Source organism: Streptomyces sp. NPDC089915 (assembly GCF_040684675.1).
In the GTDB taxonomy this organism is placed as follows: Bacteria; Actinomycetota; Actinomycetes; order Streptomycetales; family Streptomycetaceae; genus Streptomyces.
Map to the genome: position 1 here is coordinate 28,833 of NZ_JBFBGN010000041.1, position 24,519 is coordinate 53,351.

Annotated in this window: 21 protein-coding genes and 2 pseudogenes; 9 read left to right on the forward strand and 14 right to left on the reverse strand. The window is 75.1% G+C overall.

Translation table 11 applies throughout. From position 1 onward, the window contains the following. Positions 1 to 70 precede the first annotated feature (70 nt). The 4 genes from AB0O29_RS15355 to AB0O29_RS15370 all read right to left on the reverse strand — a co-directional run bounded on the left by AB0O29_RS15355 (position 71) and on the right by AB0O29_RS15370 (position 4,406). A complete protein-coding gene (locus AB0O29_RS15355) occupies positions 71 to 2,479 on the reverse strand; it encodes an excinuclease ABC subunit UvrA (RefSeq protein WP_365151729.1) in 2,409 nt (802 codons plus the stop codon). A 45-nt stretch (positions 2,480 to 2,524) separates the two neighbouring features. Continuing rightward, positions 2,525 to 3,517, reverse strand: coding sequence for an MsnO8 family LLM class oxidoreductase (locus AB0O29_RS15360; protein WP_365151731.1), 993 nt, complete (start codon positions 3,515 to 3,517; stop codon positions 2,525 to 2,527). 55 nt (positions 3,518 to 3,572) lie between these two features. Next, entirely contained in the window at positions 3,573 to 4,076 is a 504-nt protein-coding gene (locus AB0O29_RS15365; RefSeq protein WP_365151733.1) for a hypothetical protein, read from the reverse strand. Between the two features lie 114 nt (positions 4,077 to 4,190). Next, positions 4,191 to 4,406, reverse strand: a complete 216-nt coding sequence (locus tag AB0O29_RS15370) for a dodecin (protein ID WP_365151735.1) — start codon at positions 4,404 to 4,406, stop codon at positions 4,191 to 4,193. Between the two features lie 163 nt (positions 4,407 to 4,569). On the opposite strand from AB0O29_RS15370, the gene AB0O29_RS15375 reads away from it, so the two are divergent. From AB0O29_RS15375 to AB0O29_RS15385, 3 genes and pseudogenes are all read left to right on the forward strand, one after another. Continuing rightward, on the forward strand, positions 4,570 to 5,835 hold the full coding sequence (locus AB0O29_RS15375) for an extracellular solute-binding protein (protein WP_365151737.1): 1,266 nt from the start codon (positions 4,570 to 4,572) through the stop codon (positions 5,833 to 5,835). A 190-nt stretch (positions 5,836 to 6,025) separates the two neighbouring features. Continuing rightward, the gene (locus AB0O29_RS15380) at positions 6,026 to 6,880 is read left to right on the forward strand and encodes a GNAT family N-acyltransferase (protein WP_365151739.1); all 855 of its coding nucleotides are present in this window, start codon (positions 6,026 to 6,028) and stop codon (positions 6,878 to 6,880) included. Beyond that, a pseudogene (locus AB0O29_RS15385) lies at positions 6,877 to 7,461 on the forward strand (lysophospholipid acyltransferase family protein); the annotation flags it as partial. The gene AB0O29_RS15380 and the pseudogene AB0O29_RS15385, both read left to right, overlap by 4 nt. A 347-nt stretch (positions 7,462 to 7,808) precedes the next feature. Here AB0O29_RS15385 and egtD read toward each other — a convergent pair. Genes egtD through egtA form a run of 4 tightly spaced genes read right to left on the reverse strand, consistent with a single transcriptional unit; the run spans position 7,809 to position 12,278 of the window. Beyond that, entirely contained in the window at positions 7,809 to 8,798 is a 990-nt protein-coding gene (gene egtD / locus AB0O29_RS15390; RefSeq protein ID WP_365151741.1) for an L-histidine N(alpha)-methyltransferase, read from the reverse strand. Continuing rightward, positions 8,795 to 9,553 (reverse strand): ergothioneine biosynthesis protein EgtC, encoded by a 759-nt coding sequence (egtC, locus tag AB0O29_RS15395; protein ID WP_365151743.1) that lies wholly within the window; start codon positions 9,551 to 9,553, stop codon positions 8,795 to 8,797. The genes egtD and egtC overlap by 4 nt, the downstream gene beginning before the upstream one ends. After that, the gene (egtB, locus tag AB0O29_RS15400) at positions 9,553 to 10,875 is read right to left on the reverse strand and encodes an ergothioneine biosynthesis protein EgtB (RefSeq protein ID WP_365151745.1); all 1,323 of its coding nucleotides are present in this window, start codon (positions 10,873 to 10,875) and stop codon (positions 9,553 to 9,555) included. Before egtB ends, egtC begins: the two co-directional genes overlap by 1 nt. Further along, complete coding sequence (gene egtA / locus AB0O29_RS15405; protein WP_365151747.1) at positions 10,872 to 12,278, reverse strand: ergothioneine biosynthesis glutamate--cysteine ligase EgtA; 1,407 nt, start codon at positions 12,276 to 12,278, stop codon at positions 10,872 to 10,874. Before egtA ends, egtB begins: the two co-directional genes overlap by 4 nt. A 106-nt stretch (positions 12,279 to 12,384) precedes the next feature. Here egtA and AB0O29_RS15410 point away from each other — a divergent pair, with 106 nt between their 5' ends. Then, a complete protein-coding gene (locus AB0O29_RS15410) occupies positions 12,385 to 13,209 on the forward strand; it encodes a TIGR02452 family protein (RefSeq protein WP_365151748.1) in 825 nt (274 codons plus the stop codon). 54 nt (positions 13,210 to 13,263) lie between these two features. Here AB0O29_RS15410 and AB0O29_RS15415 read toward each other — a convergent pair whose 3' ends face one another. Beyond that, positions 13,264 to 13,728, reverse strand: coding sequence for a type II toxin-antitoxin system PemK/MazF family toxin (locus AB0O29_RS15415; protein ID WP_365151750.1), 465 nt, complete (start codon positions 13,726 to 13,728; stop codon positions 13,264 to 13,266). A 164-nt stretch (positions 13,729 to 13,892) separates the two neighbouring features. On the opposite strand from AB0O29_RS15415, the gene AB0O29_RS15420 reads away from it, so the two are divergent. Then, positions 13,893 to 14,246 carry a VOC family protein gene (locus AB0O29_RS15420; protein ID WP_365151752.1) on the forward strand — a complete coding sequence of 118 codons (354 nt, stop codon included), beginning with the start codon at positions 13,893 to 13,895 and terminating at the stop codon, positions 14,244 to 14,246. A gap of 181 nt (positions 14,247 to 14,427) precedes the next feature. Further along, complete coding sequence (locus AB0O29_RS15425) at positions 14,428 to 15,930, forward strand: cellulose binding domain-containing protein (protein WP_365151754.1); 1,503 nt, start codon at positions 14,428 to 14,430, stop codon at positions 15,928 to 15,930. Here the strand turns inward: AB0O29_RS15425 and AB0O29_RS15430 are convergent. From AB0O29_RS15430 to AB0O29_RS15440, 3 genes and pseudogenes are all read right to left on the reverse strand, one after another. Next, the gene (locus AB0O29_RS15430; RefSeq protein ID WP_365151756.1) at positions 15,914 to 17,239 is read right to left on the reverse strand and encodes a pyroglutamyl peptidase; all 1,326 of its coding nucleotides are present in this window, start codon (positions 17,237 to 17,239) and stop codon (positions 15,914 to 15,916) included. The two genes, AB0O29_RS15425 and AB0O29_RS15430, sit on opposite strands and share 17 nt — an antisense overlap. Positions 17,240 to 17,305: 66 nt before the next feature. After that, a pseudogene (locus AB0O29_RS15435) lies at positions 17,306 to 17,653 on the reverse strand (ester cyclase); the annotation flags it as partial. Between the two features lie 27 nt (positions 17,654 to 17,680). Beyond that, positions 17,681 to 19,141 (reverse strand): amidase, encoded by a 1,461-nt coding sequence (locus AB0O29_RS15440; RefSeq protein ID WP_365151758.1) that lies wholly within the window; start codon positions 19,139 to 19,141, stop codon positions 17,681 to 17,683. Positions 19,142 to 19,364: 223 nt separating this feature from the next. Here AB0O29_RS15440 and AB0O29_RS15445 point away from each other — a divergent pair, with 223 nt between their 5' ends. Both AB0O29_RS15445 and AB0O29_RS15450 read left to right on the forward strand, forming a co-directional pair. Continuing rightward, positions 19,365 to 19,772, forward strand: coding sequence for a YciI family protein (locus tag AB0O29_RS15445; RefSeq protein WP_365151760.1), 408 nt, complete (start codon positions 19,365 to 19,367; stop codon positions 19,770 to 19,772). A 10-nt stretch (positions 19,773 to 19,782) separates the two neighbouring features. Then, a complete protein-coding gene (locus AB0O29_RS15450; RefSeq protein WP_365151762.1) occupies positions 19,783 to 21,036 on the forward strand; it encodes a DUF6596 domain-containing protein in 1,254 nt (417 codons plus the stop codon). Between the two features lie 170 nt (positions 21,037 to 21,206). On the opposite strand, the gene AB0O29_RS15455 is transcribed toward AB0O29_RS15450, so the two are convergent. Further along, positions 21,207 to 21,902, reverse strand: a complete 696-nt coding sequence (locus tag AB0O29_RS15455; protein WP_365151764.1) for an alpha/beta fold hydrolase — start codon at positions 21,900 to 21,902, stop codon at positions 21,207 to 21,209. A gap of 70 nt (positions 21,903 to 21,972) precedes the next feature. Next, a complete protein-coding gene (locus AB0O29_RS15460; protein WP_365151765.1) occupies positions 21,973 to 23,208 on the reverse strand; it encodes an MFS transporter in 1,236 nt (411 codons plus the stop codon). 127 nt (positions 23,209 to 23,335) lie between these two features. Between AB0O29_RS15460 and AB0O29_RS15465 the strand changes: the two genes are divergently transcribed. Then, complete coding sequence (locus tag AB0O29_RS15465; protein ID WP_365151767.1) at positions 23,336 to 24,358, forward strand: LacI family DNA-binding transcriptional regulator; 1,023 nt, start codon at positions 23,336 to 23,338, stop codon at positions 24,356 to 24,358. Positions 24,359 to 24,519 lie beyond the last annotated feature (161 nt).

The window sequence follows — 24,519 nt, forward strand, 5'->3', positions numbered from 1 at the left end:
CACACCGAGAGCACGCACCAGACGCCGCGGGGCCGCCCTTCGGGCGACGACGGGAGTTTGACGACAGGCCCTACCGCGCGAGCGCCCGCGCCAGGTAGGGGGCCGTACGGCCGGCGGCCGAGGCGGCCACCTCCGCCGGCGGCCCGCAGGCCGTGATCCGGCCGCCCTCCGTCCCGCCGCCCGGCCCCAGGTCGATCACCCAGTCGGCCCCCGCCACCACGTCCATGTCGTGCTCCACGACCACCACCGAATGCCCCGCGTCCACCAGCCCGTGCAACTGCCGCAGCAGCACCCGCACATCGGCCGGGTGCAGCCCCGTCGTCGGCTCGTCCAGCAGGTACAGGGTGTGGTCGCGGCGCAGCCGCTGGAGCTCCGTGGCCAGCTTGATCCGCTGCGCCTCGCCGCCCGACAGCTCGGTGGCCGGCTGCCCCAGCCGCAGGTAGCCCAGGCCGATCTCCTCCAGCGCGCGCAGACTGCGCGCCGCCGCCGGGACCTCCGCGAAGAAGGAGGCGGCCGCCTCCACCGTCAGCCCGAGCACCTCCGCGATGTCCAGCCCCCCGTAACGCACCTCCAGGGTCTCCGCGTTGTACCGGGCGCCCGCGCACTGCGGACACGGGGCGTACGTACTGGGCAGGAACAGCAGCTCCACCGAGACGAACCCCTCGCCCTGGCAGGTCTCACAGCGCCCGCCCGGCACGTTGAAGGAGAACCGGCCCGCCTTCCAGCAGCGCTCCCGCGCCTGCGGGGCCGCCGTGAACAGCTTGCGCACCACGTCGAACAGCCCCGTGTACGTGGCCAGGTTGGAACGCGGCGTCCGCCCGATCGGCTTCTGGTCCACCTCCACGAGACGGCGCACCGGGAAGTCGGCCTCGGCCAGCCGGCCGGCCACCTCCTGCGCGAGCACCTGGCCGACCAGGGTGGACTTCCCGGACCCCGACACGCCGGTGACGGCGGTGAAGACCCCGAGCGGGAACTCGGCAGTCAGATCACGGAGGTTGTGCCGCCGGACACCCTCCAGCCGGACCGATCCGGTGGCGGTGCGCACCGGCCGGGAGGGCCCGCAGGCGGCGGCCGGCGCGAACAGGTGCCGGGCCGTCGCCGACTCCGCGACCCCGGCCAGGCCCCCGGGCGGCCCGCTGTACAGGACCCGGCCGCCGTGCTCCCCGGCCAGCGGCCCGACGTCCACCAGCCAGTCCGCGCGCCGCACCACGTCCAGGTGGTGCTCCACCACGAACACCGTGTTCCCCGCCGCCTTGAGCCGCTCCAGCACGCCCAGCAGCGCCTCGGTGTCGGCCGGGTGCAGCCCCGCCGACGGCTCGTCCAGGACGTACACCACCCCGAACAGCCCCGACCGCAACTGGGTCGCCAGCCGCAGCCGCTGGAGTTCCCCGGCCGACAGGCTGGGCGCGGTCCGGTCCAGGCTCAGATAGCCCAGGCCCAGCTCCGTGACCGGCGCGATCCGCGCCCGCACGTCCGCCGCCAGCACCCGCCCGGCCTCCGTGGCCGGCTCCGCCGCGGCCAGTACGCCGTCCAGCTCGCCCAGTGCCAGCGCCGCCAGCTCCGCGATCGTGCGGCCCGCGAAGGTCACCGCGAGGGCCTCCGGCCGCAGCCGCCGCCCCTCGCAGGCCGGGCAGGGGGCGTCGTCGAGGAACTTCTCGGCCCGGGCCCGCAGGGTGGCGCTCTTGGTGTCGGAGAAGGTCCGCATCACATAGCGGTGGGCGCTCATGTACGTGCCCTGGTAGGGGCGTTGGATCCGGTCCGCGTCCCGCACCGGGTGCACGGTCACCACCGGCTGCTCCTCGGTGAACAGGATCCACTCCCGCTCCTCGGCCGGCAGCTCCCGCCAGGGCCGGTCCACGTCGTGCCCGAGCACCTCCAGGACGTCCCGCAGGTTCTTGCCCTGCCAGGCCCCCGGCCACGCGGCGATGGCACCCTGACGGATCGACAGCGAGGGGTCGGGCACGAGGAGTTCCTCGCTCGTGCGGTGGATCCGGCCCAGCCCGTGACAGGAAGGGCAGGCGCCCGAGGCGGTGTTGGGGGAGAAGCAGTCGGAGTCGAGCCGCTCGGCACCCGGCGGGTAGTCACCGGCCCGGGAGAACAGCATGCGCAGGGAGTTGGAGAGCAGGGTCACGGTCCCCACCGACGAGCGCGACCCGGGGGAGGAGCGCCGCTGCTCCAGGGAGACGGCGGGCGGCAGCCCGGTCACCGAGTCCACCCTCGGCGCGCCGATCTGGTGGATCAGGCGCCGGGCGTACGGGGCCACCGACTCGAAGTACCGCCGCTGGGCCTCGGCGTAGAGGGTGCCGAAGGCCAGGGAGCTCTTCCCGGAGCCGGACACCCCGGTGAAGACGGTCAGGGTGTCGCGGGGGATGTCCACGTCCACCCCGCGCAGGTTGTGCTCCCGGGCACCGCGGACCCGTACGCAGGCGTCGGGGGTGTCCCGGGGGACGGCGGGGGCATCGGTGGAAGGCTGGCGCATTCGCCCCAGTTTAGTGCCGTACGGAACCGGCCGGCGCGGCCGGACCTACCGGAGCCCGGCGACCCGGGACAGCCTGCGGAAGGAGTCCAGGAGGGCCTCCCGGTCGTACGTGGAGGTGGTGACCAGCAGCTCGTCCGCGCCGGTGGCCTCCGCCAGCCCGGCCAGGGCGGCCCCCACCTCCTCCTCCGTCCCGGCGATGTGCCCGCCGAGCGCACCCTCGTACAGCTCGCGCTCCTTGGGGCCGAGCTCCAGCGCCTCGACCTCCTCGGCCGGCCGCAGGGGCGGGAAGCTGCCCCGGGTCCGGGAGTGCGCGAGGGACCAGGCCTCGGGCAGCAGGATCCGCCGGGCGGCCTCCGCGCTCTCCGCCACCGCCACGGTCCCGGAGACCACCACGTACGGCTCGGCGGCCCACGCGGACGGCCGGAACTCCCTCCGGTAGGCGGCGACGGCCTCCGCCACCCGGGACCGGGCCCGCAGGTCGCCGACCACCACGGGCAGCCCGGCCCGGGCGGCGATCGACGCACCCGCGCCGGTGGCCAGGACGAAGGGCGGGATCCGCAGCCCCTCCGCCGGGCGGGCGTGCACCTCGGGGTGGGCCCGCTGGCTGCCGTCGATCCAGCCCAGCAGCTCGGCCAGCTGCTCCTCGAACCGGTCGGCGTCACCGGTGTCACGGCCCAGGGCGCGGCGGATGCCCCCGGTGAAGCCGACCGAGCGGCCCAGGCCCATGTCGATCCGGCCGGGGAACAGCGCCTCCAGCACCCCGAACTGCTCGGCGACCACCAGCGGCAGGTGGTTGGGCAGCATCACCCCGCCCGTGCCGACCCGGATCCGCCGGGTGGCCGCCGCCACGGCCGCCGCCAGGACGGTGGGGGCCGAACCGGCGACCCCGGGCACGCTGTGGTGCTCCGAGACCCAGAAGCGGTGGTAGCCGAACTCCTCCGCCGCCCGGGCCAGCTCCACGGTGTCGCGCAGCGCCTCGGCGGCGGAGTGTCCGGCGCGGACGCGGGACCGGTCGAGGATCGAGATTCTCAGGCTCACACCCGTGTTCAACGCCCGGCGCCCGGGGTGATTCCCCGGGGCCGGCCCCCGGGCCTCAGGTGCGGCTGCCGCCCTCGCTCTCCTGCGCGCTCTTGAGCTCCGGCGCGGGCGCCGCCCAGTCCGCCAGGAGCACCGTGAAACCGGCGGCGCGGGCGGCCTGGCACACGAGCTGGTCGTCGTCGACGAGCACCCGCACCTCGCGGCCGCGCGCGATCCGCTGGAGCACCTCCAGCTTGGTCTCCCGGGCCGGCCGGCGGTCCCGGTCGCCCCGCATCCACACCCGGCCCTCGGGCAGCCCGTGCCGGGTCAGCCAGTCGGCGGTGTCGGCCCGGCAGCGCTCCGGCCGGCCGGTCAGGTACACGACCTCGCAGTCGGCCGCGCTCTCGGCCGCCAGCTCCACGCCCCGCGCGAGCGGCGGGTCGGCCGGGGCCGCGCCGAAGAAGCCGTCCCAGTCGCGGGGCCGGCGTTCCAGGAAGTGCTGGCGGTGGCCGGTGTCGGCCAGGGTGTTGTCGATGTCGAAGACGGCCAGCGGACGGCGGGGTGCGGTGGTCTCGGTCATGGCCGCAGCCTAGGCGCAGGGCCGCGCGCCCCGTCCGCCGGGCCGCCGGCCACGCGGGGATGGCCGTGCGGGGACGGGTGCGGGGGGACGGCGTGCGCCCCCGTTGCCTCCGCGTCAGCCCTCTCCGTCGAGGCGGAAGCCCACCTTCAGTCCGACCTGGTAGTGCGCGACCTGTCCGTTCTCGATGTGCCCGCGCACCTGCGTGACCTCGAACCAGTCCAGGTTGCGCAGGGTCTCCCCGGCGCGCGTGATCCCGTTCCGGATGGCCTGATCGATCCCCTCGTGGGAGGTGCCGACGATCTCGGTCACCCGGTAGGTGTGGTTGGACATGGGGGTCTCCCGCCGTTCGTCGCTTTTGCCTTGTTCCACGGTGCCCCAGTAAGCACCGGTCCGCGAACTTTGCGTGAACAATCCCGGTGGGAAGCCCCTTGACCGGACCATTGGTCTATGCCAATTTCAAGCCAACTGAGATCCAGCCCAGAAGGTGACCCTCGTGAAGAAGCGCTTCCTCGCCGTGTGCACGGCCCTCACGGCCGCGACCGCCCTGACCGCCGGCTGCGGCGCTCTGGCCGGATCGGACGGCGGGTCCGAGAAGGTGACCCTGTGGCTGATGAAGGGCAGCGCGTCGGACGACTTCGTCGGGAAGTTCACCGCCGACTTCGAGAAGCAGCACCCCGGCGTCGACCTGGACGTGCGGATCCAGGAGTGGAAGGGCATAGGCGACAAGGTCAACGCCGTCCTCTCCGGCAAGAGCAAGGACCACGCCGACGTCATCGAGGTCGGCAACACCCAGGTGGCCCAGTACGTCGAGACCGGCGGCCTCTCCGAACTCACCCTGGAGGGCCTGCGCGAATGGGGCAGCAAGGACTGGCTCAAGGGCCTCTCCGACCCCGGCAGCGTCAACGGCGCCCAGTACGGAGTTCCCTGGTACGCGGCCAACCGGGTGGTGATCTACAACAAGGACCTCTTCGCGAACGCCGGGATCAAGACCCCGCCCAAGACCCGCCAGGAGTGGATCGCCGACACCCAGAAGCTCGACAAGGGCGACCAGCAGGGCATCTACCTCCCCGGCCAGAACTGGTACGTCCTCGCCGGATTCGTCTGGGACGAGGGCGGCGACCTGGCCGTCGAGACGGGCGGCCAGTGGGTCAGCTCCCTCGACGACGAGAAGGCCCTGGCCGGCATGGACTTCTACAAGCAGCTCCAGGCCCTCGGCAAGGGACCCAAGAACGCCGACGAGGAGACGCCCCCGCAGTCCGACGTCTTCGCGCGCGGCCAGGTCGCCCAGATCATCGCCCCGCCCGGGCAGGCGGCCCAGATCGAGGCGGCCAACCCCGCGCTCAAGGGCAAGCTCGGCTTCTTCCCCATCCCCGGCAAGACCCCCGAGAAGGCCGGGTCCGTCCTGACCGGCGGATCCGACCTGATCATCCCGGAGAAGACGCCGAACCGGGCCCGCGCCGTCGACCTCATCACTGCCCTGGTCAGCGAGAAGTGGCAGACGGAGCTCGCCCGCACCATGAGCTACGTCCCCAACAAGACCACCCTCGCCCGGGTGGTCGAGGGCAACGAGGGCGCCGCCGCGATGGCCGCCGGCGCCGCCCAGGGCCGGGCCACCCCGAAGTCCGCGCGCTGGGCCGAGGTCGAGTCCAAGAACCCGCTCAAGCCCTACATGACGGCGGTGCTCACCGGCCAGGACCCCAAGCAGGCGGCGAGGACGGCCTCCGACGCCATGGGCCAGGTACTGAACTCCGACCGCTGAACCGGTCCGCCCAGCTCATGATCAGCTGATCCGACGGGCCGCTGAGCTGGGCTCCGGTCCGCCGAGTTCAGCGTCCGCACATCCGGGGGCCGCAGAGCGGTCATGTCGAATCCAGCCGGTCACGGAAGAAGTAAAGGAGCCGGGTCCGCCACCCGCGGCCCGGCTCCCCGTGCCCGGATCAGGAGCAGCCATGACCATCGCCCCCCTGTCCCCGTCCCCCCACGCACCCGCAGCCCCGGCCGTCCCCACCGCAGCCCCCGCCGCACCCGCCACGGCCCCCGCCGTCCCCGCAGCCCCCGCCGGTCCCCCGGCCGCCTCCCGGTACACCGTCCGCCTCGCCCGCGACGAGGACGAGGTCCGCGCCGCCCAGCGGCTGCGCCACCAGGTCTTCGCCGGAGAGCTCGGCGCCCGCCTCGACGGACCCGAGCCGGGCCTGGACTCCGACGCCTTCGACGCCTACTGCGACCACCTCCTGGTCCTCGACGAGGAGACCGGCCAGGTCGTCGGCACCTACCGGCTGCTGCCCCCGGAACGCGCCGCCATCGCCGGACGCCTCTACTCCGAGGGCGAGTTCGACCTCTCCGCCCTCGCCCCGATCCGCCCCGACCTGGTCGAGGTCGGCCGTTCCTGCGTCCACCCCGACCACCGCAACGGCGCCGTCATCGCCCTCATCTGGGCCGGCCTCGCCCGCTACATGGAGCGCACCGGCCACAACTGGCTCGCCGGGTGCTGCTCGATACCGCTCGCCGACGGCGGGGTGCTGGCGGCCGCCACCCGCGAGACCGTCCTGGCCCGCAACCTCGCCCCCGAGGAGTACCGGGTCACCCCGCACCTGCCCTGGAGCCCCGAGGGCGTCACCCTCCCCGGCAGCCGCCTGGAGCTGCCGCCCCTGCTGCGCGGCTACATCCGCCTGGGGGCCTGGGTCTGCGGGGAGCCCGCGCTCGACGCCGAGTTCGGCTGCGCCGACCTGTACGTCCTGCTCTCCCTGCGCCGGACCAACCCCCGCTACCTCAACCACTTCCTCTCGCTCGCCCCGTCGGCATGAGCAACTGGCTGCTGCCCACGGCGCCCTGCACCCCGCAGGACTGCGCGGGCCACCCGGGCCGGGCCGCGAGCGTGCCGCACGCGGTGCTGCGGCTCGCCGGCGCCCTGGCGCTGGTCCTGCTGGCCGTCGCGGCCGCCCCGCCGGTCCGGCTGCTGCCCGCCCGGCCCCGGCGCGCGCTGATCCGGGCCTGGTGCACCGCGCTCCTGCGCGCCCTGGGCCTGCGGATCAGCGTGCGCGGCACGCCCGGGCCGGACGGGGCCCGCCTGATCGTCGCCAACCACATCTCCTGGACCGACATCCCGCTCGTCGCCGCCGCCCTGCCCAGCCGGATGCTGGCCAAGAGCGAGATCGGCGGCTGGCCGGTGCTCGGCCGGCTCGCCGCCCGGGCGGGCACCCTCTTCATCGAGCGCGACCGGATCCGGGCCCTGCCCCGGACCGTGGACACCATCGCCCGGGCGCTGCGGGCCGGGGACCGGGTCACCGTCTTCCCCGAGGGCTGCACCTGGTGCGGACGCGGCCAGGGGCCCTTCCGGCGGGCCGCGTTCCAGGCGGCGCTGGACGCGCGGGTCCCCGTACAGCCCGTACGGATCTCCTACCGGCTGGCCGGCGGACGGTTCGCGGGGGCGCCCGCCTTCGTCGGGGACGACACGCTGACCGCCTCCCTGTGGCGGATCGCCCGCGCCCGGGGCGTACGCGCCGAGGTGGACCTCCTGCCCCCGATCCCGGAGGGCCGCCACGCCGACCGGCGCGCCCTCGCGGCGGCGGCGCAGCGGGCCGTCCTCGGAACGCGGGCGCCTGAGCGGACGCCGCTGCCCGGCATACCCGCCCAGCAGCGCCCGCCACACGCACGGACCGCGCACACGCAGGCCCCTCACGCGCAGGCCCCTCACGGGCAGAGCCCGCACGCGCAGGCCCCGTACGCCCCGGCTCAGTCCACGGCGACCGAGTCCACCGAACCGTCCGCCACCGACAGGGACAGCGCGAAGCGGCCCTCGGCGTCCGTCCACCAGTGGCACAACTCCAGCCCGGCTTCTGCGAGTTCCCGGCGTACCCCCTCCTGACGGAACTTCGCCGAGATCTCCGTCAGGATCTCCTCACCCTCGGCGAACGGCACCACCAGGTCCAGCGCCCGGATCTTCACCGTCACCGCCGACCGGGCCCGCAGCCGCATCTCGATCCACTCGTGCTCCCGGTTCCACACCGCCACGTGGTCGAAGTCGGCGGTGTGGAAGTCCGCGCCCAGCTCCCGGTCGATCACCGCCAGCACGTTCTTGTCGAACTCCGCCGTCACCCCCCGCGCGTCGTCGTACGCCGCCACCAGCACGGCCTCGTCCTTCACCAGGTCCGTCCCCATCAGCAGCGCGTCCCCGGGCGACAGCATCGCCCGCACGGACGCCAGGAACACCGCCCGCTCGGCCGGCAGCAGGTTCCCGATCGTGCCGCCCAGGAACACCACCAGACGAGGCCCGGGGGAGTCCGGCAGGTGCAGCGGAGCCGTGAAGTCGGCCAGCAGCGCGTGCACCCTCAGACCCGGGTGCGCCTCCAGCAGGGACTCGGCCGCCCCCGTCAGGGCGCTCTCGCTCACGTCCACCGGGACGTACGTCTCCAGCGCCGGCAGCGCCTCGATCAGGTGCCGCGTCTTCTCCGAGGAGCCGGAGCCCAGCTCCACCAGCGTGCGCGCCCCGCTCACGGCGGCGATCTCCCGGGCCCGCTCCAGCAGGATCTCCCGCTCGGCGCGCGTCGGGTAGTACTCCGGCAACCGGGTGATCTCCTCGAAGAGTTCACTGCCCCGGGCGTCGTAGAACCACTTCGGCGGCAGCTCCTTGGGGACGCGGGTCATCCCGCTCAGGACGTCCTTGCGCAGCGCCCTGTCGGCGGCGTGCTCGTCGAGGGTCCGGGTCATCTGGAAGTCGCTCACGGGGTGCTCTCCTTGAGGGGGATCAGGGCGACCCGCGAGCGGGTGGCGGTCAGCAGGGTCCGGTCCGGCACCTCGCACCAGCCGGGATCGTCGTCGTACGGTTCGGACGCCACCACCACCCGCCCCGACGGGCGGGCGGGCAGGTACCAGAGGGAATCGCCCCAGGCGGTGGCGGCGATCGAACCGCCGTCGGTGAGCAGCAGGTTCAGCCGGGAGCCGGGAGCCGCGGCGGCCAGCTCGCGCACCGGCTCCGCCAGCGCCGTGCCCGGGTCGTCGCCCCGCCGCAGCCGGTGCAGCACCAGCGCCCACACCAGTGCCGAGTCGGTGCGCGCGGCCAGCTCCAGCAGCTCGTGGGGCGGCAGGCCCGCCGCGAGCGGCGCCGCCGCGTCCGGCCAGCCCCGCAGGGCCCCGTTGTGGCTGAACAGCCAGGGGCCCGAGGCGAACGGCGCCGCCGCGGCCTCCCCGTCCGCCCCGGCGAAGGTGGCGTCGCGCACGGCGGCCAGCACGGCCCCGGAACGCACCACGCGGGCCAGGTCGGCGAGGTTCCCGTCCCCCCAGATCGGCCCGGCGCGCCGGTAGCGCGCCGGGACGGGGTCCCCGGCCGCGTACCAGCCCACGCCGAAGCCGTCCGCGTTGACGGTGCCGTACCGTTGCCGGCGCGGCGCCCAGGACTGCCGCACGAGTGAGTGCTCCGGATCGCTCAGGACCCCGGCCAGGGGTATCTCCGGTCCCAGGTAGGCGAGATGACGGCACATCAGACGTCCCTCGCGGTGCGGAACCCGGAGAAGATCTGCCGGCGCACCGGCAGGTCCCAGTTGCGGAAGGTGCCCCGGCAGGCCACCGGGTCCACCGCGAACGAGCCGCCCCGCAGCACCTTGTGCTCCGGGCCGAAGAACACCTCCGAGTACTCCCGGTACGGGAAGGCCCGGAACCCCGGGTACGGCAGGAAGTCCGAGGAGGTCCACTCCCACACGTCGCCGATCAGCTGGCGCACCCCCAGCGGGGAGGCCCCGGCCGGGTAGCAGCCCGCGCGGGCCGGCCGCAGGTGGCGCTGGCCCAGGTTGGCGTGCTCGGGGGCGGGGTCGGCGTCGCCCCACGGGTAGCGGCGGGAGCGGCCCGTGGCCGGGTCGTGGCGGGCCGCCTTCTCCCACTCGGCCTCGGTCGGCAGCCGGCGCCCCGCCCATCGGGCGTAGGCGTCCGCCTCGTACCAGCTGACATGCAGAACCGGTTCCTCATCGGGCACCGGCTCGGTCACCCCGAACCGGCGGCGCAGCCACTGGCCGGCCTCGCGCCGCCAGAACAGCGGCGCCCCGATGTCGTGGGCGCGGATCTGCTCCCAGCCCTCGGCGGCCCACCAGCGGGGGTCCGTGTAGCCGCCGTCCGCGATGAACGCCCGGTAGGCGGCGTTGGTCACGGGGACCGTGTCGATCCAGAACGGGGCCACCTCCCTGACGTGCGCGGGCCGTTCGTTGTCCAGCGCCCACGGCTCCGCCGAGGTGCCCATGGTGAACGGGCCGCCCGGCACCAGGACTTCGGCCGCCTCCGGAGGAGGTCCCTGCGGCGGAGCCGGGTCCGGAGCCGCCAGTACGGGGGCTCCCGCGCGCAGCTGATGGGTGATCAGCATGGTCTCGTCGTGCTGCTGTTCGTGCTGGGCGACCATCCCGAAGACGAACCCGCTCTCCAGCAGGGCCGTCCCCTCCAGCGGAGTGCGGTCCAGCAGGTCGAACACCCGGCCGCGGACCTCGGCCGCGTACCGGCGGGCCTCCTCCGGCTCCAGCAGCGGCAGCCTCGGCCGCTCGGAGCGCGGGTGCTGGAAGGCGTCGTACAGGGAGTTGATCTCGGGGCGCATGAACTCACGCCCGGCCACGTTGCGCAGGAGCCACAGCTCCTCCTGGTTCCCGATGTGCGCCAGGTCCCAGACCAGCGGCGACATCAGCGGGGAGTGCTGCGCGGTCAGGTCCGGATCGCCGACGACGTCGGTCAGCCCGGCGGTACGGGCCCGGGCGGCGGCCAGGGCGGCCGCGGCGCGCTCGCGCAGGGCGCCGGGACGGATGTCGGGGTGGGTCTCGGTGGTCACGGGCGCGGTCCCTTCGCGGCGGGCGGCCGCCGGCGGGGTGCCGCCGGGGCGGTGTCTTCCACGGCTGCCGGAGCGTGGCTCACGGCGGCCCTGGTGCGCCCGGAGACCAGGGCGTCGTCCGCGTCGTCGGCCGGGCAGCGCCCCCGCCGCACGTAACGCTCGGTGAAGGCCCCGACCGCCTCCCGGACGGACGCGTCCGCCCCGAGCCGGGGCAGGGCCTCGGCGGCGGCGTCGAAGCAGGCCGTGGCCGCCGCCCTCAGGTCCGGATCGGCCAGTCCCCTGCGGGCGGCGGTCCGCCACAGGGGGTTGCGCGGCGCGCACCGGGGCCCGTAGGCGTCGGCCAGCGCCTTCACCGCCCGGTAGGCGGTCTCGGCGGCCTCCGGGTCGTCGAACAGCGCGTGCACCACCGCGACGGGGACGATCCAGCCGTCCTCGCCGGGCTGCGCGTCGATCATCCGCAGCTCCAGGTGGCCGCGCGGCCGTACGGGCGGGAAGAGGGTGGTGAGGTGGTACTCCAGGTCCTCGGCGGTGGGCCGCCGCCCGGCCGGGCCGGGGCCGGCGCCGTCCGTGCGCAGCCAGTCGCGGAAGGTGAGCCCGCGCGGCACCGCCCAGGAGCCGTCGCCGGGACGCCGTACGCACATCACCTCGGTGTCCAGCGCGTGCCGGACCCAGCCGGCGCGCGGCGCGGCGTCCAGCGGCGGGGCGAGGGCGCGCCGGGGGTCGATGTCGCTCCAGATCCCCTGCCGGGCGCACCGCCAGCCCTCGTACGGGCCTTCGCGGCCCGGGGAGTTGGCGAAGGCGGCGACCAGGACGGCGCCCAGCAGGTGGGCGAGCCGCCAGCGCCGCCCGTAGCCCAGCGGGCCCGGCTCCTCGTAGCCGGCGTCGACGCAGACCTGTACGGAGGCGGAGGCGCGCATCATGGCCCGGCCGGCGGGCCCGGTGCGGTCGAAGTAGGCCTCCATGGCGTCGTAGCGCGGGCTGGCCAGGAGCCGGTGCAGGGGCCTTCGGGGGTCCTCGCCGAGGCCGTGGAGGACCAGGCCCCGCTCGCGCAGGGCGCCCCGTACGGCGGTGAGGTCGGCGCGCAGGCCCTCGACGCAGCCGGTGAGGGAGGCGGCGGGGGCGGAGCTGAGCTCCAGCTGGCCGCCGGGTTCGACGGTGACCCGGGAGTTCAGGGGCAGGGCCCGGGCGGCCGCGTGGGCGGAAGTGAGGCGTTCGGGGGGAAGCGGCAGCCAGGGGCGTTCCGCGTCCAGGACGAGCCATTCGAGCTCGGCGCCGAGGGTGCGGGGCGGGCCGGTCTTGAAGCAGATGCCGTGGATCAGGTCCTCGGCGGCCGCCTCGCCGAGGGGGGTGTACGGGGAGTGACCGGGGTCGTGGACGTATGGAGCGGGCGAGTTCTCGGGCATGACCGGAACCTCGTCTCCTGTAGTCGGCCGTGATGTCACCGTGCCTACCCGTCCTCGGGGCGGTAATTCCTTTGCCGCCCGCGGGCCCGCGCCCCAGGATTGCGGCGTGAGCAGCAGATTGCGTGAAATCGCGCGGGAGAACGCGCTGATCGTGGCGGCCGGCGGGTACCGGACGCGGTCGGGGCGGCCGGTCTCCCTCGCCGCCGACCTGGCGGATGCCAAGGCAGGAACCAGGATATATGGGCCAAACCCGGTCATTCCAGACGGGGAGTCCGTCCGAGGGAGCCACCGGACGGCCTTCGAGGTCACGGGGGAGAGCAGCACGGTCGCCGCGCGCCGCCTGGCTCAGCGGGCCGGCGGGGGACCGGTCGCGGTGCTGAACTTCGCCTCGGCCCGCAACCCCGGGGGCGGGTACGTACGGGGGGCCAAGGCGCAGGAGGAGGCGCTGTGCCGGGCGTCGGCGCTCTACGAGACCCTGCTGGAGGCCCCGGAGTACTACGAGGTCCACCGCGCGGGCAGGAGCACCTTCTACACCGACCGGGTGATCCACTCACCCGGGGTGCCGGTGTTCCGCGACGACCGGGGCGAACTGCTGGACACCCCGTTCCGGGTCGGCTTCCTCACCTCCCCGGCCCCGAACGCGGGCACGATCCGCCGCCAGGAGCCGGAGCGCGCGGCGGAGATCCCGGCGGCCCTGGCCCGGCGCGCCGGGCGGGTCCTGGAGGTGGCCGCACTGCACGGCTACCGGGAGCTGGTGCTCGGGGCCTGGGGATGCGGGGTGTTCCGCAACGACCCGGCGCAGGTGGCCGAGGCCTTCCACCACCTCCTGACGAACCGCTTCACGGGCACGTTCACCCACGTCGCCTTCGCCGTCCTGGACCGAGACCCGGGGCCCCGAGAGGCCTTCGCCAGGGTTTTCGGGCAGGGGTGAGGGGGCGGGGCCGGGCCAGCCCCAGACCCGGGCCCGGCTCCGGATGTACGCCTACTACTCCCAGCCGTAGCGCTCCCGGAGCCGGTCGACCACCAGCTGGAAGCGGCCCCGGTCCAGGGCGCACGCCTCGCGCCGCATGCCCGCCTCGTGGACCCTGAGCACCCGGTCCACGTCCACCCAGGAGTCGCGCCCGGCGGAGTCCCAGGGGCCCGAGCCGATCGGGACCCACTCCCGGTCGGCGTCGTGCCGCTTGCTGGACAGCTGCACGGCGAGCAGGGTCGTCCCGCCCGCCTCGCGCGCGACCACCAGCACCGGGCGGTCCTTGCCCCGGCCGTCGTTCTCCTCGAAGGGCACCCAGGTCCACACGATCTCGCCGGGATCGGGATCCCCGTCCGGGTCGGGCGCGTACTCGGTGCGGACCCGGCCGATGGCCAGCGGATCGGCCTCGACGGTGGCGGCGAAGCCGTCCCGCCCGGGCTGCTCGACGTAACCGTTGCCGTGATGTGAAAGAGCCGTCATCCGGGCGAGGTTAGCGGGTCCGCGGCCCCGGGGAGGGCCAGGCGGGTCCCGACGGGCCGAAGGCGTCCCACCGCACCGCCACCACACCGCCACCAGGCCGCCACCACCCGCGCCCGCCGTGGCGCCTTGGCCCCGGCGGCCGTCCGCACTGGCAGGATGGCGGAATGGAACGAGTGCTGGGAATCGGCGGCTACTTCATCCGGGCGAACGACCCGGCGGCCCTGACGGCGTGGTACCGCGACCGCCTGGGCCTGGACGGCGACGAGCACGGCCTGTGGCGCCAGGAGACCGGACCGACCGTGTTCGCGGTGTTCGACCCCGACACCGACTACTTCGGCTCCCGGGCCCAGCAGACGATGCTCAACTTCCGCGTCCGCGACCTGGACGCGATGCTCGCCCAGCTCCGGGAGAAGGGCGCCGACGTGGCCCCGGAAACCCAGGACATGCCGGGCGTGGGCCGCTTCGGCTGGGTCACCGACCCGGAGGGCAACCGCATCGAACTCTGGCAACCCGCCTGACCGGTGCGGCGCACGTCCTGCCCGGCCGCAGGGCGGCACGTGTCGCCTGAGCTCTTCCCTATGCCTGCCTTAAGCGGAACCTAAGCCTCGCGGTCGCTGTCCCGAAAGGGGGAGTTGTCCGTTTCGGGGCGGCTAGCGTGCTGCCGCACCCCAACTCCCCAGTAACAGAGGCAGGCACGTCATGGGCAGCAGCACCCGGCACCGGCGCAGGGCCGGCGGCAAGGCGAAGGCCGTGGGCGCGATCGTGGTGGCGGGGGTGATCGGCGGCGCGGCCCTCGTGTTCACCGGGACCGCGCAGGCCACCTCCGTCGGGGCCGTGTACACCACCTCCAGCTCCTGGAGCGGCGGTTACACCGGCCAGTACGTCATCACCAACGCCACCGACCGCCCCCAGTCGGACTGGACGCTCAAGTTCGACCTGCCCGCCGGCACGCGGATCGACTCGCTGTGGAACGGCACCCACACCGTCGACGGGCGGCACGTCACCGTGAAGCCCGCGAGCTGGAACCGGGAGCTGGGGCCCGGGGCCTCCGTCACCGTCGGCTTCGTCGCGAGCGGGTCCGGCGGCCCCGGCAGCCCGACGGGGTGCCTGATCAACGGGGTCAAGTGCTCCGTCGACCAGAGTGCGACCCCGCAGCCCGGCGGCCGACCCACCACCCGCCCGACGCCGCCCCCGGCCCCGACCGCCTCGGCGTCCCCGACGCCGACGGCCTCCCGGACGGCCGCCCCCACCTCCGGGCCCAGCGCCACCCCGACCGCCACCGCGCCGGCCCCCGCGCCCGGTGGCGGCGGCGGGGCGCGGTTCGCCCCGTACGTCGACACCTCCCTGTACCCGGCCTACGACCTGCTCGACACCGCGACGCGCACCGGCGTCAAGGAGTTCCACCTCGCCTTCGTCACCGCCGGCGGCGGCTGCACCCCGATGTGGGGCGGGGTCACCGACCTGGGCGGCGACCAGGTGGCCGGGCAGATCGGCGCACTGCGCGCCCGGGGCGGTGACGTCCGGGTGTCCTTCGGCGGGGCCTCCGGCCGCGAGCTGGCGCTCGCCTGCGCGAACGCCGACGAGCTGGCCGCCGCGTACGGAAAGGTCGTCGACCAGTACCGGCTGACCAAGGTCGACTTCGACATCGAGGGCGCGGCCCTGCCGGACACCGCCGCCAACACCCGCCGCGCCCAGGCGATAGCCCGGCTGCAGAAGTCCCACCCCGGTCTGGACGTGGCCTTCACCCTGCCCGTGATGCCCGAGGGCCTGACCCAGCCGGGCGTGGCCCTGCTCGCCGACGCCCGCGCCAACGGCGTGCGCGTCGGCTCCGTCAACATCATGGCGATGGACTACGGGCCCGCGTACGCCGGGAACATGGGGCAGTACGCCGTCCAGGCCGCGACGGCCACCCAGGCCCAGATCAAGGGAGTCCTCGGACTGTCCGACCAGGCGGCCTGGAGGGCCGTGGCCGTCACCCCGATGATCGGCGTGAACGACGTCGCGTCGGAGGTCTTCTCGGTCTCCGACGCGACCCGGCTCGTGGAGTTCGCCTCGGCGAAGGGCATGGGGCGCCTCGCGATGTGGTCCGCCGCCCGCGACAAGCAGTGCCCGTCGGGCGCCGTCAACCACGCTGAGCCCACGTGCAGTTCGGTGCTCCAGGAGCCGCTGGCCTTCACGAAGGCGTTCAGCGCCCTGCGGTAGTCGCGCCGGGCCCGCCGGGCCTGCCCGGCCCGCTGGAGGCGCGCAGCACCTCCAGCACCTGCGAGGTGATCGCGGCCTCGTTCCGCTCGAACTCCGGCCCGGTCAACCGGTCGGCCTCGGCGGGCAGTCCGGTCAGGACCGGGGTGTGCAGGTGGCCGCCGGGCAGGCCGGGGCGCAGCTCCAGGCGCAGCCGGTTGGAGCGGTAGGCGACCTCGTTGGAGAGGTAGCCGCCGCCCCCGCCGGCGACGGCGCGGGAGCCCGGCGTCGGCCCGTCCTCGCGGTCCACCGGGGCCGTCTGCCCGGCCGGTATCTCCGTCACGGTGGTGTTGAGCCTTACGGGGAACGGCGCCTGGACGGCGGTCATCGCGTCCGTGGGCAGGCTGGTGCGCAGGAACTCCGCCCCGGGGCCCAGGCCGGGGGCGGTGGCCGGGTGTTCGCGCGTACCGCCCGACAGGGCGCGGACGTTGTCCGGGTAGGGGTCGGCGGAACGGTTGCGGCCCGCCCAGTCCTCCAGGGTGAACAGGCCGGGGTAGCCCTGGCTGATGCTGGTGATCATGTCGGCGGAACGCGGGCCCGCCGCCAGCCGGGGCCCGTAGGCCCGTTCCACGATCCCGGCGTCGAAGTCGGCGTAGCGGACGGGCAGGACGACGGCCCGGATCTCGGCGGGCGTGCCGTCGGCCAGGGTGACGCGACGGCCGTTGAGCTGGAGGGCGGCCGAGCCGGACGGGTTGGCCCGGCGCAGTTCGGCGTCGAGCCCGAAGGGGTCGAACCCGCTGACGAAGATCCGCCGAACCCCCGGGGTGCCGCGGAAGGCGTTGTCGGTCAGGCCGCGCGAGGCGTCCTCGAACCGGGACCTGAGCGCCGCCTTGTCCACGGTGAACCCGGGCCGCCAGGCGTCGAGTCGGACGGTCATCGCGAGCCGGGTCCAGTACAGCGGCCGGTCGTCCCGGTCGGGCAGGTCGCCGCCGGGCCGGCGCCCCTGGGCCCGGTTCACGGCGGCCTGGTACAGGGCCTCGCCCCAGGTGTCGAGCAGCCGCCGCGCCCCGGCCTCGTCGCGTACGCCGCACAGCGCGGCGGGGAAGCGGCGGACGAAGCCGTCGAGCCCGGCCCGCTCGGGGAAGGCGGCCGTCCGGGGATCGGACAGCCGGGCCTGCTCGGGGTCGGGCGCGGCCGGGGCCTGCGCCCCGGAGGGCGCGGGCGTACCGGCGGGGCAGGCGGGCGCGGTGTCCGCGTGGGCGGTGGTGGCCGGCAGGAGGGCGGTGATCCCGAGCAGGGCTGCGGCGAGCGCCGTACGACGTAAGAGTGTCATGCCGTGTGACATTACATAGCGGACGGAGGGTCCGGCAGTACGCCCGCCGCCCCACCGGGCACGGGGTCAGTCCGCCTGGGGCCGGTCCCAGACCGGCTGCGGGAACAGGCCCAGCCGGTCGCTGATCCCGCGGATCTGCGAGATCCCGCCCCCGTCCAGGGTGAACCACCAGATGGCCTCGTTCTCGAAGGACCGGCCCGTCGGTTCGGGCATGCGCGGGTGGCTGCCGCCGTGCGTACCGGACCGGATCGTGCGCACGACCACGCGGTCGTCCCGCGCGACCAGTTCCTCCCCCCGGACGGCCGGCGGATCGAACGCCGCCGGCTGCCGGCGCAGCCCCTCGAAGGCCGCGCCGGGCTCGTCCGGCTCGCCGTGGATGATCTGGTTGTGGTCGATCACGTCCTGCGCCATGTACCGGCCTGATGGGTCCGATCGGGGCGCTCACCCTTCCGGGCCGCCCCTCCCGGTCGTCCCCCGGGGACCGCCGGCGGGGCACCGCACGGCGGCCCCCGGCGGCCAGTGGGCCGCCCAGCCCTCCGCCGCCTCCAGCTGCGCCGCCAGCGACAGCAGCCGGGGCTCCGAGTGTGCCGGGCCCAGTAGTTGGGCGCCGAGCGGCAGCCCCTGCGGGGTGAAGCCCGCCGGGACGCTGATCCCCGGCCAGCCCAGGACGTTCCAGGTCCACGCGTACGGGCAGGCCGCGATCATCGCCCGGTCCGTGGCCAGCGCCCCCAGCCCCGCCAGGGCGCCGATCCGCAGCGGGCCGGTGGCCGTCGTCGGCGTCAGCACCACGTCGAACCGGCCGAACAGCTCCCCGACCCGGCGGCGCAGCGCCCCCTCGGCCCGCCGCGACACCCGCAGCGCCGCACCGCCCAGCAGCCGGCCCGTCCGCGCCGCCCCGTGGGTGCGCGGGTCCAGCAGCGCCGGGTCGGGCGCCCGCGCCGCGAGCTCCCGTACGCCGGCGGTCGCGCGGGGCGCGAACGTGAGGCCGATCGGGCCGTAGCGGGGGTCCTCCGGAACCACCTCGTGGCCCAGCGCCTCCAGCCGCCCGGCCAGCCGCTCCACCGCCGCGCGCACCACCGGGTCCGGGGACTTGCCCGCGGTCGCGGTGAAGGCCGTCCCGAAGGACAGCGCGATCCGCAGCCGGCCCGGCGGCCGCCCGGCCGCCTCGACCGCCGACACCGGGGCCGGGCGGTGCAGGTCCCCGGGGGCCGGGCCGCTCGCCGCGTCCAGCAGGAGGGCGGCGTCCCCGACCGTGCGGGCCAGCACCCCGTTGACGGTGAGGCCGTGGAAGGCCTCCGGCTCCGGCCAGGTGGAGATCCGGCCCCGCTGGGGCTTGACCCCCACCAGGTGCGTCCAGGCCGCCGGAATGCGCACCGACCCCGCACCGTCCGACCCGAGCGCCGCCGGTACCAGCCCCGCCGCCACGGCCGCCGCCGAACCGCCGGAGGAGCCACCCGGGGTGTACGCCGTGTCCCACGGGTTACGGGTCTCGCCGAACGCGGGCCCCTCCGTGAAGGGCCACTGGCCCAGCTCGGGCGTCTGCGTCTTCCCCACGACGACCGCCCCCGCCAGGCGCAGCCGCCGCACCGCCTCGCCGTCGGCCCGTTTCGGCGGGAACTCCCCGGCGCAGCCGAACGCGGTGGGCTCGCCGGCCACGTCCATGTCGTCCTTGACGGCCAGGGGCACGCCCAGCAGCGGCAGCCGCTCCCCGAGGGTCAGCCGCAGGTCGGCGGCGTCCGCCTCGGCGAGCGCGGCCTCGGCGCGGACGATCCGGAACGCGTTGAGGGAGGGCTGCGCGGCCGCGATCCGGGTCAGCGCGCGCTCCGTCAACTCCCTTGACGTCACGCGGCCTTCGGCCAGCGCCGCCGCCATCTCCCCGAGCCCCGACACCTCGTCCGCCATGGACGGCCTCCCCCTACCGATCGGTAATGCCGACGGTAAGGGGAAACCGCCCGGCCCGCACCCTCCCCTCGGGGCCGCACAGGGCGCCGGCGCTTCCGTCCGCCCCGTCCGACAGACCCGGAAAAAAATCTTCGACGCGGATGTCGAGAACCCGGCGCCGGCTCCGTCCCAGGGGTGAACGCGGCCAGAATGGACGCGTCGGACCGGATCGAGGAGAACCGTCATGGCCAAGTACCTGCTGCTCAAGCACTACCGCGGCGCCCCGGCCCCGAGCAACGACGTCCCCATGGACCACTGGACCCCGCAGGAGGTCTCCGCCCACATCCAGTACATGCGCGACTTCGCCGCCAAGCTCGAGCAGACCGGAGAGTTCGTCGACGCCCAGGCGCTGGCGCCCGAGGGCAGCTGGGTCCGCTATGACGGCGAGGGGCGCCCGCCCGTCACCGACGGCCCGTTCGCCGAGACCAAGGACCTGATCGCCGGCTGGATGGTGATCGACGTGGACACCCACGACCGGGCCCTGGAGCTCGCGGCCGAGCTGTCGGCGGCCCCCGGCGCGGGCGGGCGGCCGATCCACGAGTGGCTCGAACTGCGTCCCTTCATGTCCGAGCCGCCCACGATCACGGAGTGACCGCTCCCCGATGACCGCCCCCGACCCCCGCCCCGCCCCGGACCCCGCCGTCCCGGGCGGGGCCCGGCCGCCCGCCGTCGACGAGGCCCTGCTGCGGGAGCTGACGCCGGCCGTCCTCGGCATCCTCGTCCGGCGCGGCGCCGACTTCGCGGCCGCCGAGGACGCCGTACAGGAAGCGCTGCTCGACGCCGTCCGCACCTGGCCGGCCGACCCGCCCCGGGATCCGCGGGGGTGGCTGGTCACCGTCGCGTGGCGGCGGTTCCTGGACGTTACACGTGCAGATTCGGCCCGCCGGCGCCGTGAGGACCGCGTCGACCGCGAGCCGGAGCCGGGCCCCGCGCCGGGGGCCGACGACACCCTCAGCCTCTACTTCCTGTGCGCGCACCCCGCCCTGTCCCCGTCCTCGGCCGTGGCGCTCACCCTGCGGGCCGTCGGCGGCCTGACCACCCGGCAGATCGCCCGCGCCTACCTCGTGCCCGAGGCGACCATGGCCCAGCGCATCAGCCGCGCCAAACGGACCGTCTCGGGGGTGCGGCTCGACCGGCCCGGCGACGTCGCGACCGTGCTGCGCGTGCTGTACCTGGTCTTCAACGAGGGTTACTCGAGTGACGTCGACCTCGCCGCCGAGGCCATCCGCCTCACCCGCCGGCTCGCCGCCGCCGTCGACCACCCCGAACCGGCCGGGCTGCTCGCCCTGATGCTCCTGCACCACGCCCGCCGCCCGGCCAGAACCGCCCCCGACGGCAGCCTGGTCCCGCTCGCCGAACAGGACCGCGGCCGCTGGGACACGGCGGCCATCGCCGAGGGCATCACGATCCTGCACGGCGCGCTGGCCCGCGACCGGCTCGGCGAGTACCAGGCCCAGGCCGCCATCGCCGCCCTGCACGCCGACGCCCGCACCGCCGCGGAGACCGACTGGCCGCAGATCGTCGAGTGGTACGACGAGCTCGTCCGCCTCACCGGCAGCCCCGTGGCCCGCCTCAACCGGGCCGTGGCCGTCGGCGAGGCCGACGGCCCGCGCGCCGGCCTCGCCGCACTGGCCGGGCTCGATCCGGACCTGCCCCGGTACACCGCCGTCGCCGCCTGGCTCCACGACCGGGCCGGCGACCCGGCCGACGCCGCCCGGCTCTACGCCGAAGCCGCCCACCGGGCCCCGAACCTGGCCGAGCGCGCCCACCTCACCCGTCAGGCGGCCCGCCTCAACGCCGAAGCGGCCGGCCCCCGGGACACCTCCCGCGAGCCGGCCGTCGACGACGCCCCCTGAGCCGTCACTTCCGGACCTCGCCCGGCCCGCGCCGCCCGGCACGGCACCTCGCCGCCTCGGCGGAGCGCCCGAGGGCGTCCGGTACACGGTCGCTCCGCCAAGGCGCCGGTGCACGGCACAGGACGACGCGGGCTTGACCGTCAAGATCCGCAAGAAACGAACGGGGCGAGCTAGATCCACCCCTCCAGCGAGGCCATGAACCCCTCGAAGTCGTCGCGGTGGACGGTGTGCCCGGCCCCCGTGACCGTACGGACCTCGAAGCCGCGTTCCCGCAGGAGGTCCGCACGCTCCTGGTTGATCAGGAAGCTCGGATCGGCGAGCTGGACGAGCGAGGGCACCGCCGGGGCCGCCGGGAGCAGGTCCCGCCCGGTGAGCGGGGCCAGGCTCAGGGCGGTGGCCTCGTCCCACAGCGCCAGCGTCGCCAGCTCCACGTCCACGTCCGCCTCATCCCAGCGCGGGTTCAGCGCCCGGATCCGTTCCCGGCCCGCCGTCTTGAACTGTGCGAACAGCTCCGGCCCGAAGCCCGGCTCGGGGGCGGCCAGATGCCAGGCAGGGTCGGAGAACACCGCCCGCCGCGGCTTCAGCCGGTCCACCGCCAGCGACAGGGTCAGCCCGCCGAGGGAATGCCCGATGGCCAGGTCGGCGCCCGCGGGCAGGGTCTCGACGAGGTCGTCCGCGAAGAGCTCGGGGGTGTACGGGCCCCGCCCGCTGGCCCCGTGGCCCCGGAGGTCGACCGCGATCACCCGGTAGCCCGCCCCGGCGAGGGCCGGGCCGACCCGGCGCCAGGTGCGGTGGTCGGCCATGATGCCGTGGACCAGGAGGGCGACGCGGTCGCCCTCGCCCCAGGTGTGGGTGTGCAGCTGCACGGTGGTGCCTTTCGGATCGGTGTGCCGGTGTGTCGGCGTATCGGTGTCGGAGTTCAGCAGGGGAAACGATTCAGCGCACACCGCGGATCGGGCGTACGGCCAGCGCCCCCGCCACGGCCAGCGCGGCGGCGACGACGAACAGCGCGGTGTAGCCGCCGGTCACCGACACGACCACGGAGGCGACGAAGGGCGCGACGATCTGCGGCCCGGCGTTCGCGACGTTGAGCACGCCCATGTCCCGCGCGGCGTCCTCGGCCCGGGGCAGGACCATCGTCACCAGGGCGGTGTCCACCGCCATGTAGCAGCCGAACGCCAGCCCGTTGACCACGGCGAAGGCCAGCATCGCGGGCCAGCTCGGCGAGACGGCGGGGATGGCCAGCGCGACCGCCGACAGCAGGGCCGAGGCGCCCACGAACAGCTTGCGCCGGTCGAGCCGGTCGGACAGCCAGCCGCCCAGCACCGTCGAGACGGCCATCGCCACGCTCGTCAGCGGCGTCAGCACCGCCACCGCCGCCTCGGGCTTCATCCCGCCGGGCAGCACGGTGTGGTCCTGCAACACGTACAACTGGTAGCCGCTCACCGCGAAGTAGCCGAGCACCAGCAGCGCCCGGCCGATGAACGCCCAGCGGAAGTCGTGGTCCCGCAGGGCGCTCACGAAGGCGGCCAGCTGGGCCCGTACGGGCAGCGGTGCGCGGGCCGGGAGCCGCCGCTCGCGGGTGCAGCCGGTGAACAGCACCGCGGCGACCGCCACGATCGCGCCGAACAGGAGGTACCCGGTGCGGTAGTCCTCAGAGAAGGCGGCGCCGGCCAGCGCGCCCGCGGCGGACCCGAACGGCAGGCCGAGCCCGACGGCCGCCGAGGCCTTCCCGCGAGCCGTCACCGGCACCCGGTCGGGGACCACGGAGGTGAGGGCGGCCTGGTAGACGTTCATGACGGCCTGGCCCAGGCACCAGGCCAGGGTGATCAGCAGGATCGTGTCCGCGAGGCCGAGCAGCAGCATCGCCGGGACGGCGGCGAGCCCGCCGCCCAGGATCCACGGGTTGCGCCGGCCGCTGCGGTCGGAGAGGGCTCCGGCGACCGGGTTGAAGACCGTCGCGAAGATCGCCGACACCCCGGCTATCAGGCCGAAGTTGGAGACCTTGTGCGCGGGGTCGACGTGCTCGACCTGGAGGGCGAGCAGGAGGCCGCCGACGCCGATGTACAGGGAGTACATGGCGGTGTTGGCGACGAGGAGCAGGGGGAGCAGGCCCCGGCCCGGGGCGGCTGCGGGGGAGGTGTCGGCGGGGACGGCGGACGAAAGGGCCACGGTGCCCTCCTGGGCAGCGAGTGGTGGTGGTGACACGTGTAAGTAACTCGTGTAACCACTGTGTAGCATTCAATTCAGGCCAACCGCCAGCCCCCGGGCGGCAACGGTCTGGAAAGATGCCACGGCCATGCCTGACTCAACGAACCCCCAGAACCCCGAGAACCCACAGACCCCGCCGACCAGCGCCGACGTGGCCCGGCTCGCGGGCGTCTCGCGCGCCACGGTCTCGTACGTCCTCAACAACGCGGAGGCCGTACGGATCAGCGAACCCACCCGCCGCAAGGTCCGGGCGGCCGCCGAGGAGCTGGGCTACGTCCCGCACGCCGCCGCCCGCAGCCTGCGCGCCGGACACACCCGCATCGTGCTGCTGCCCACGTCACACGTGCCGGCCGGGCCCCTGTACAGCGCCTTCCTCAACGAGCTCCAGTGGGCCCTGCGCCGCCTGGACTACACCGTCGTCCAGTACGGCAGCCTCGGCCTCACCGGGGACGAGGCCGTCCGCGCCTGGGCCGAGCTGCGGCCCGTCGCGGTGATCTCCCTCGGCGAGATCGCGCTCTCCGCGCACAACGTCGACACCCTCAAACGGGCCGGGGCGCGCGCCGTGATCACCCTGGGCCCGGACCGGGTGCCGGGGGCGCACGCGCTGGTGATGGACCAGGCGGAGGTCGGCGCCCGCGCCGCCGCCCACCTGGTCGAACGCGGCCGCCGCCGGATCGGGGTGGTCGTGCCCGAGGAGGAGGGCCTGGCCCTGTTCTCCGGCCCCCGCCTGGCCGGCGCCCGCGCGACGCCGGGCGCGGAGGTCACCCCGCTGGGCCTGGCCTACACGGAGGAGTCCGCGGCGGCGCTCGCCGCGCGGTGGGGGGAGCTGGGGCTGGACGGGGTGTTCGCGTACAACGACGAGTACGCGGTGCTCCTGGTCCGGGCTCTGCTGGACGCGGGGGTGCGGGTGCCGGAGGACGTCGCCGTGGTGGGGGCGGACGACCTGCTGATCGGGCGGCTGGTGCGGCCGCGGCTGAGTTCGGTGCGGATCGAGATGCCGAGCGGGGAGCGGTTGGCGGGGTGGGTGGACCGGGCCGTGCGGGTGCCTTCGGCGATTGCGGAGCGGTACGACTTGCTCGGGGCGGTCGCCGTGCCCCGCGACTCGACGTGACCCCGGGGCGGGGCCGCGGGTTCCGCTGCGCGGAGCCGTCTCCCCGCCCCGCCCTTTCTCCGTTTCCCGGGGGGGGGGGGGGGCGGCCCCGGGCCGGCCCGCGCGAGGCGGCGGATGTGGCGGCGGCGGGAGAAGCGGAGTAGCCGGAGAGGAACATCCGA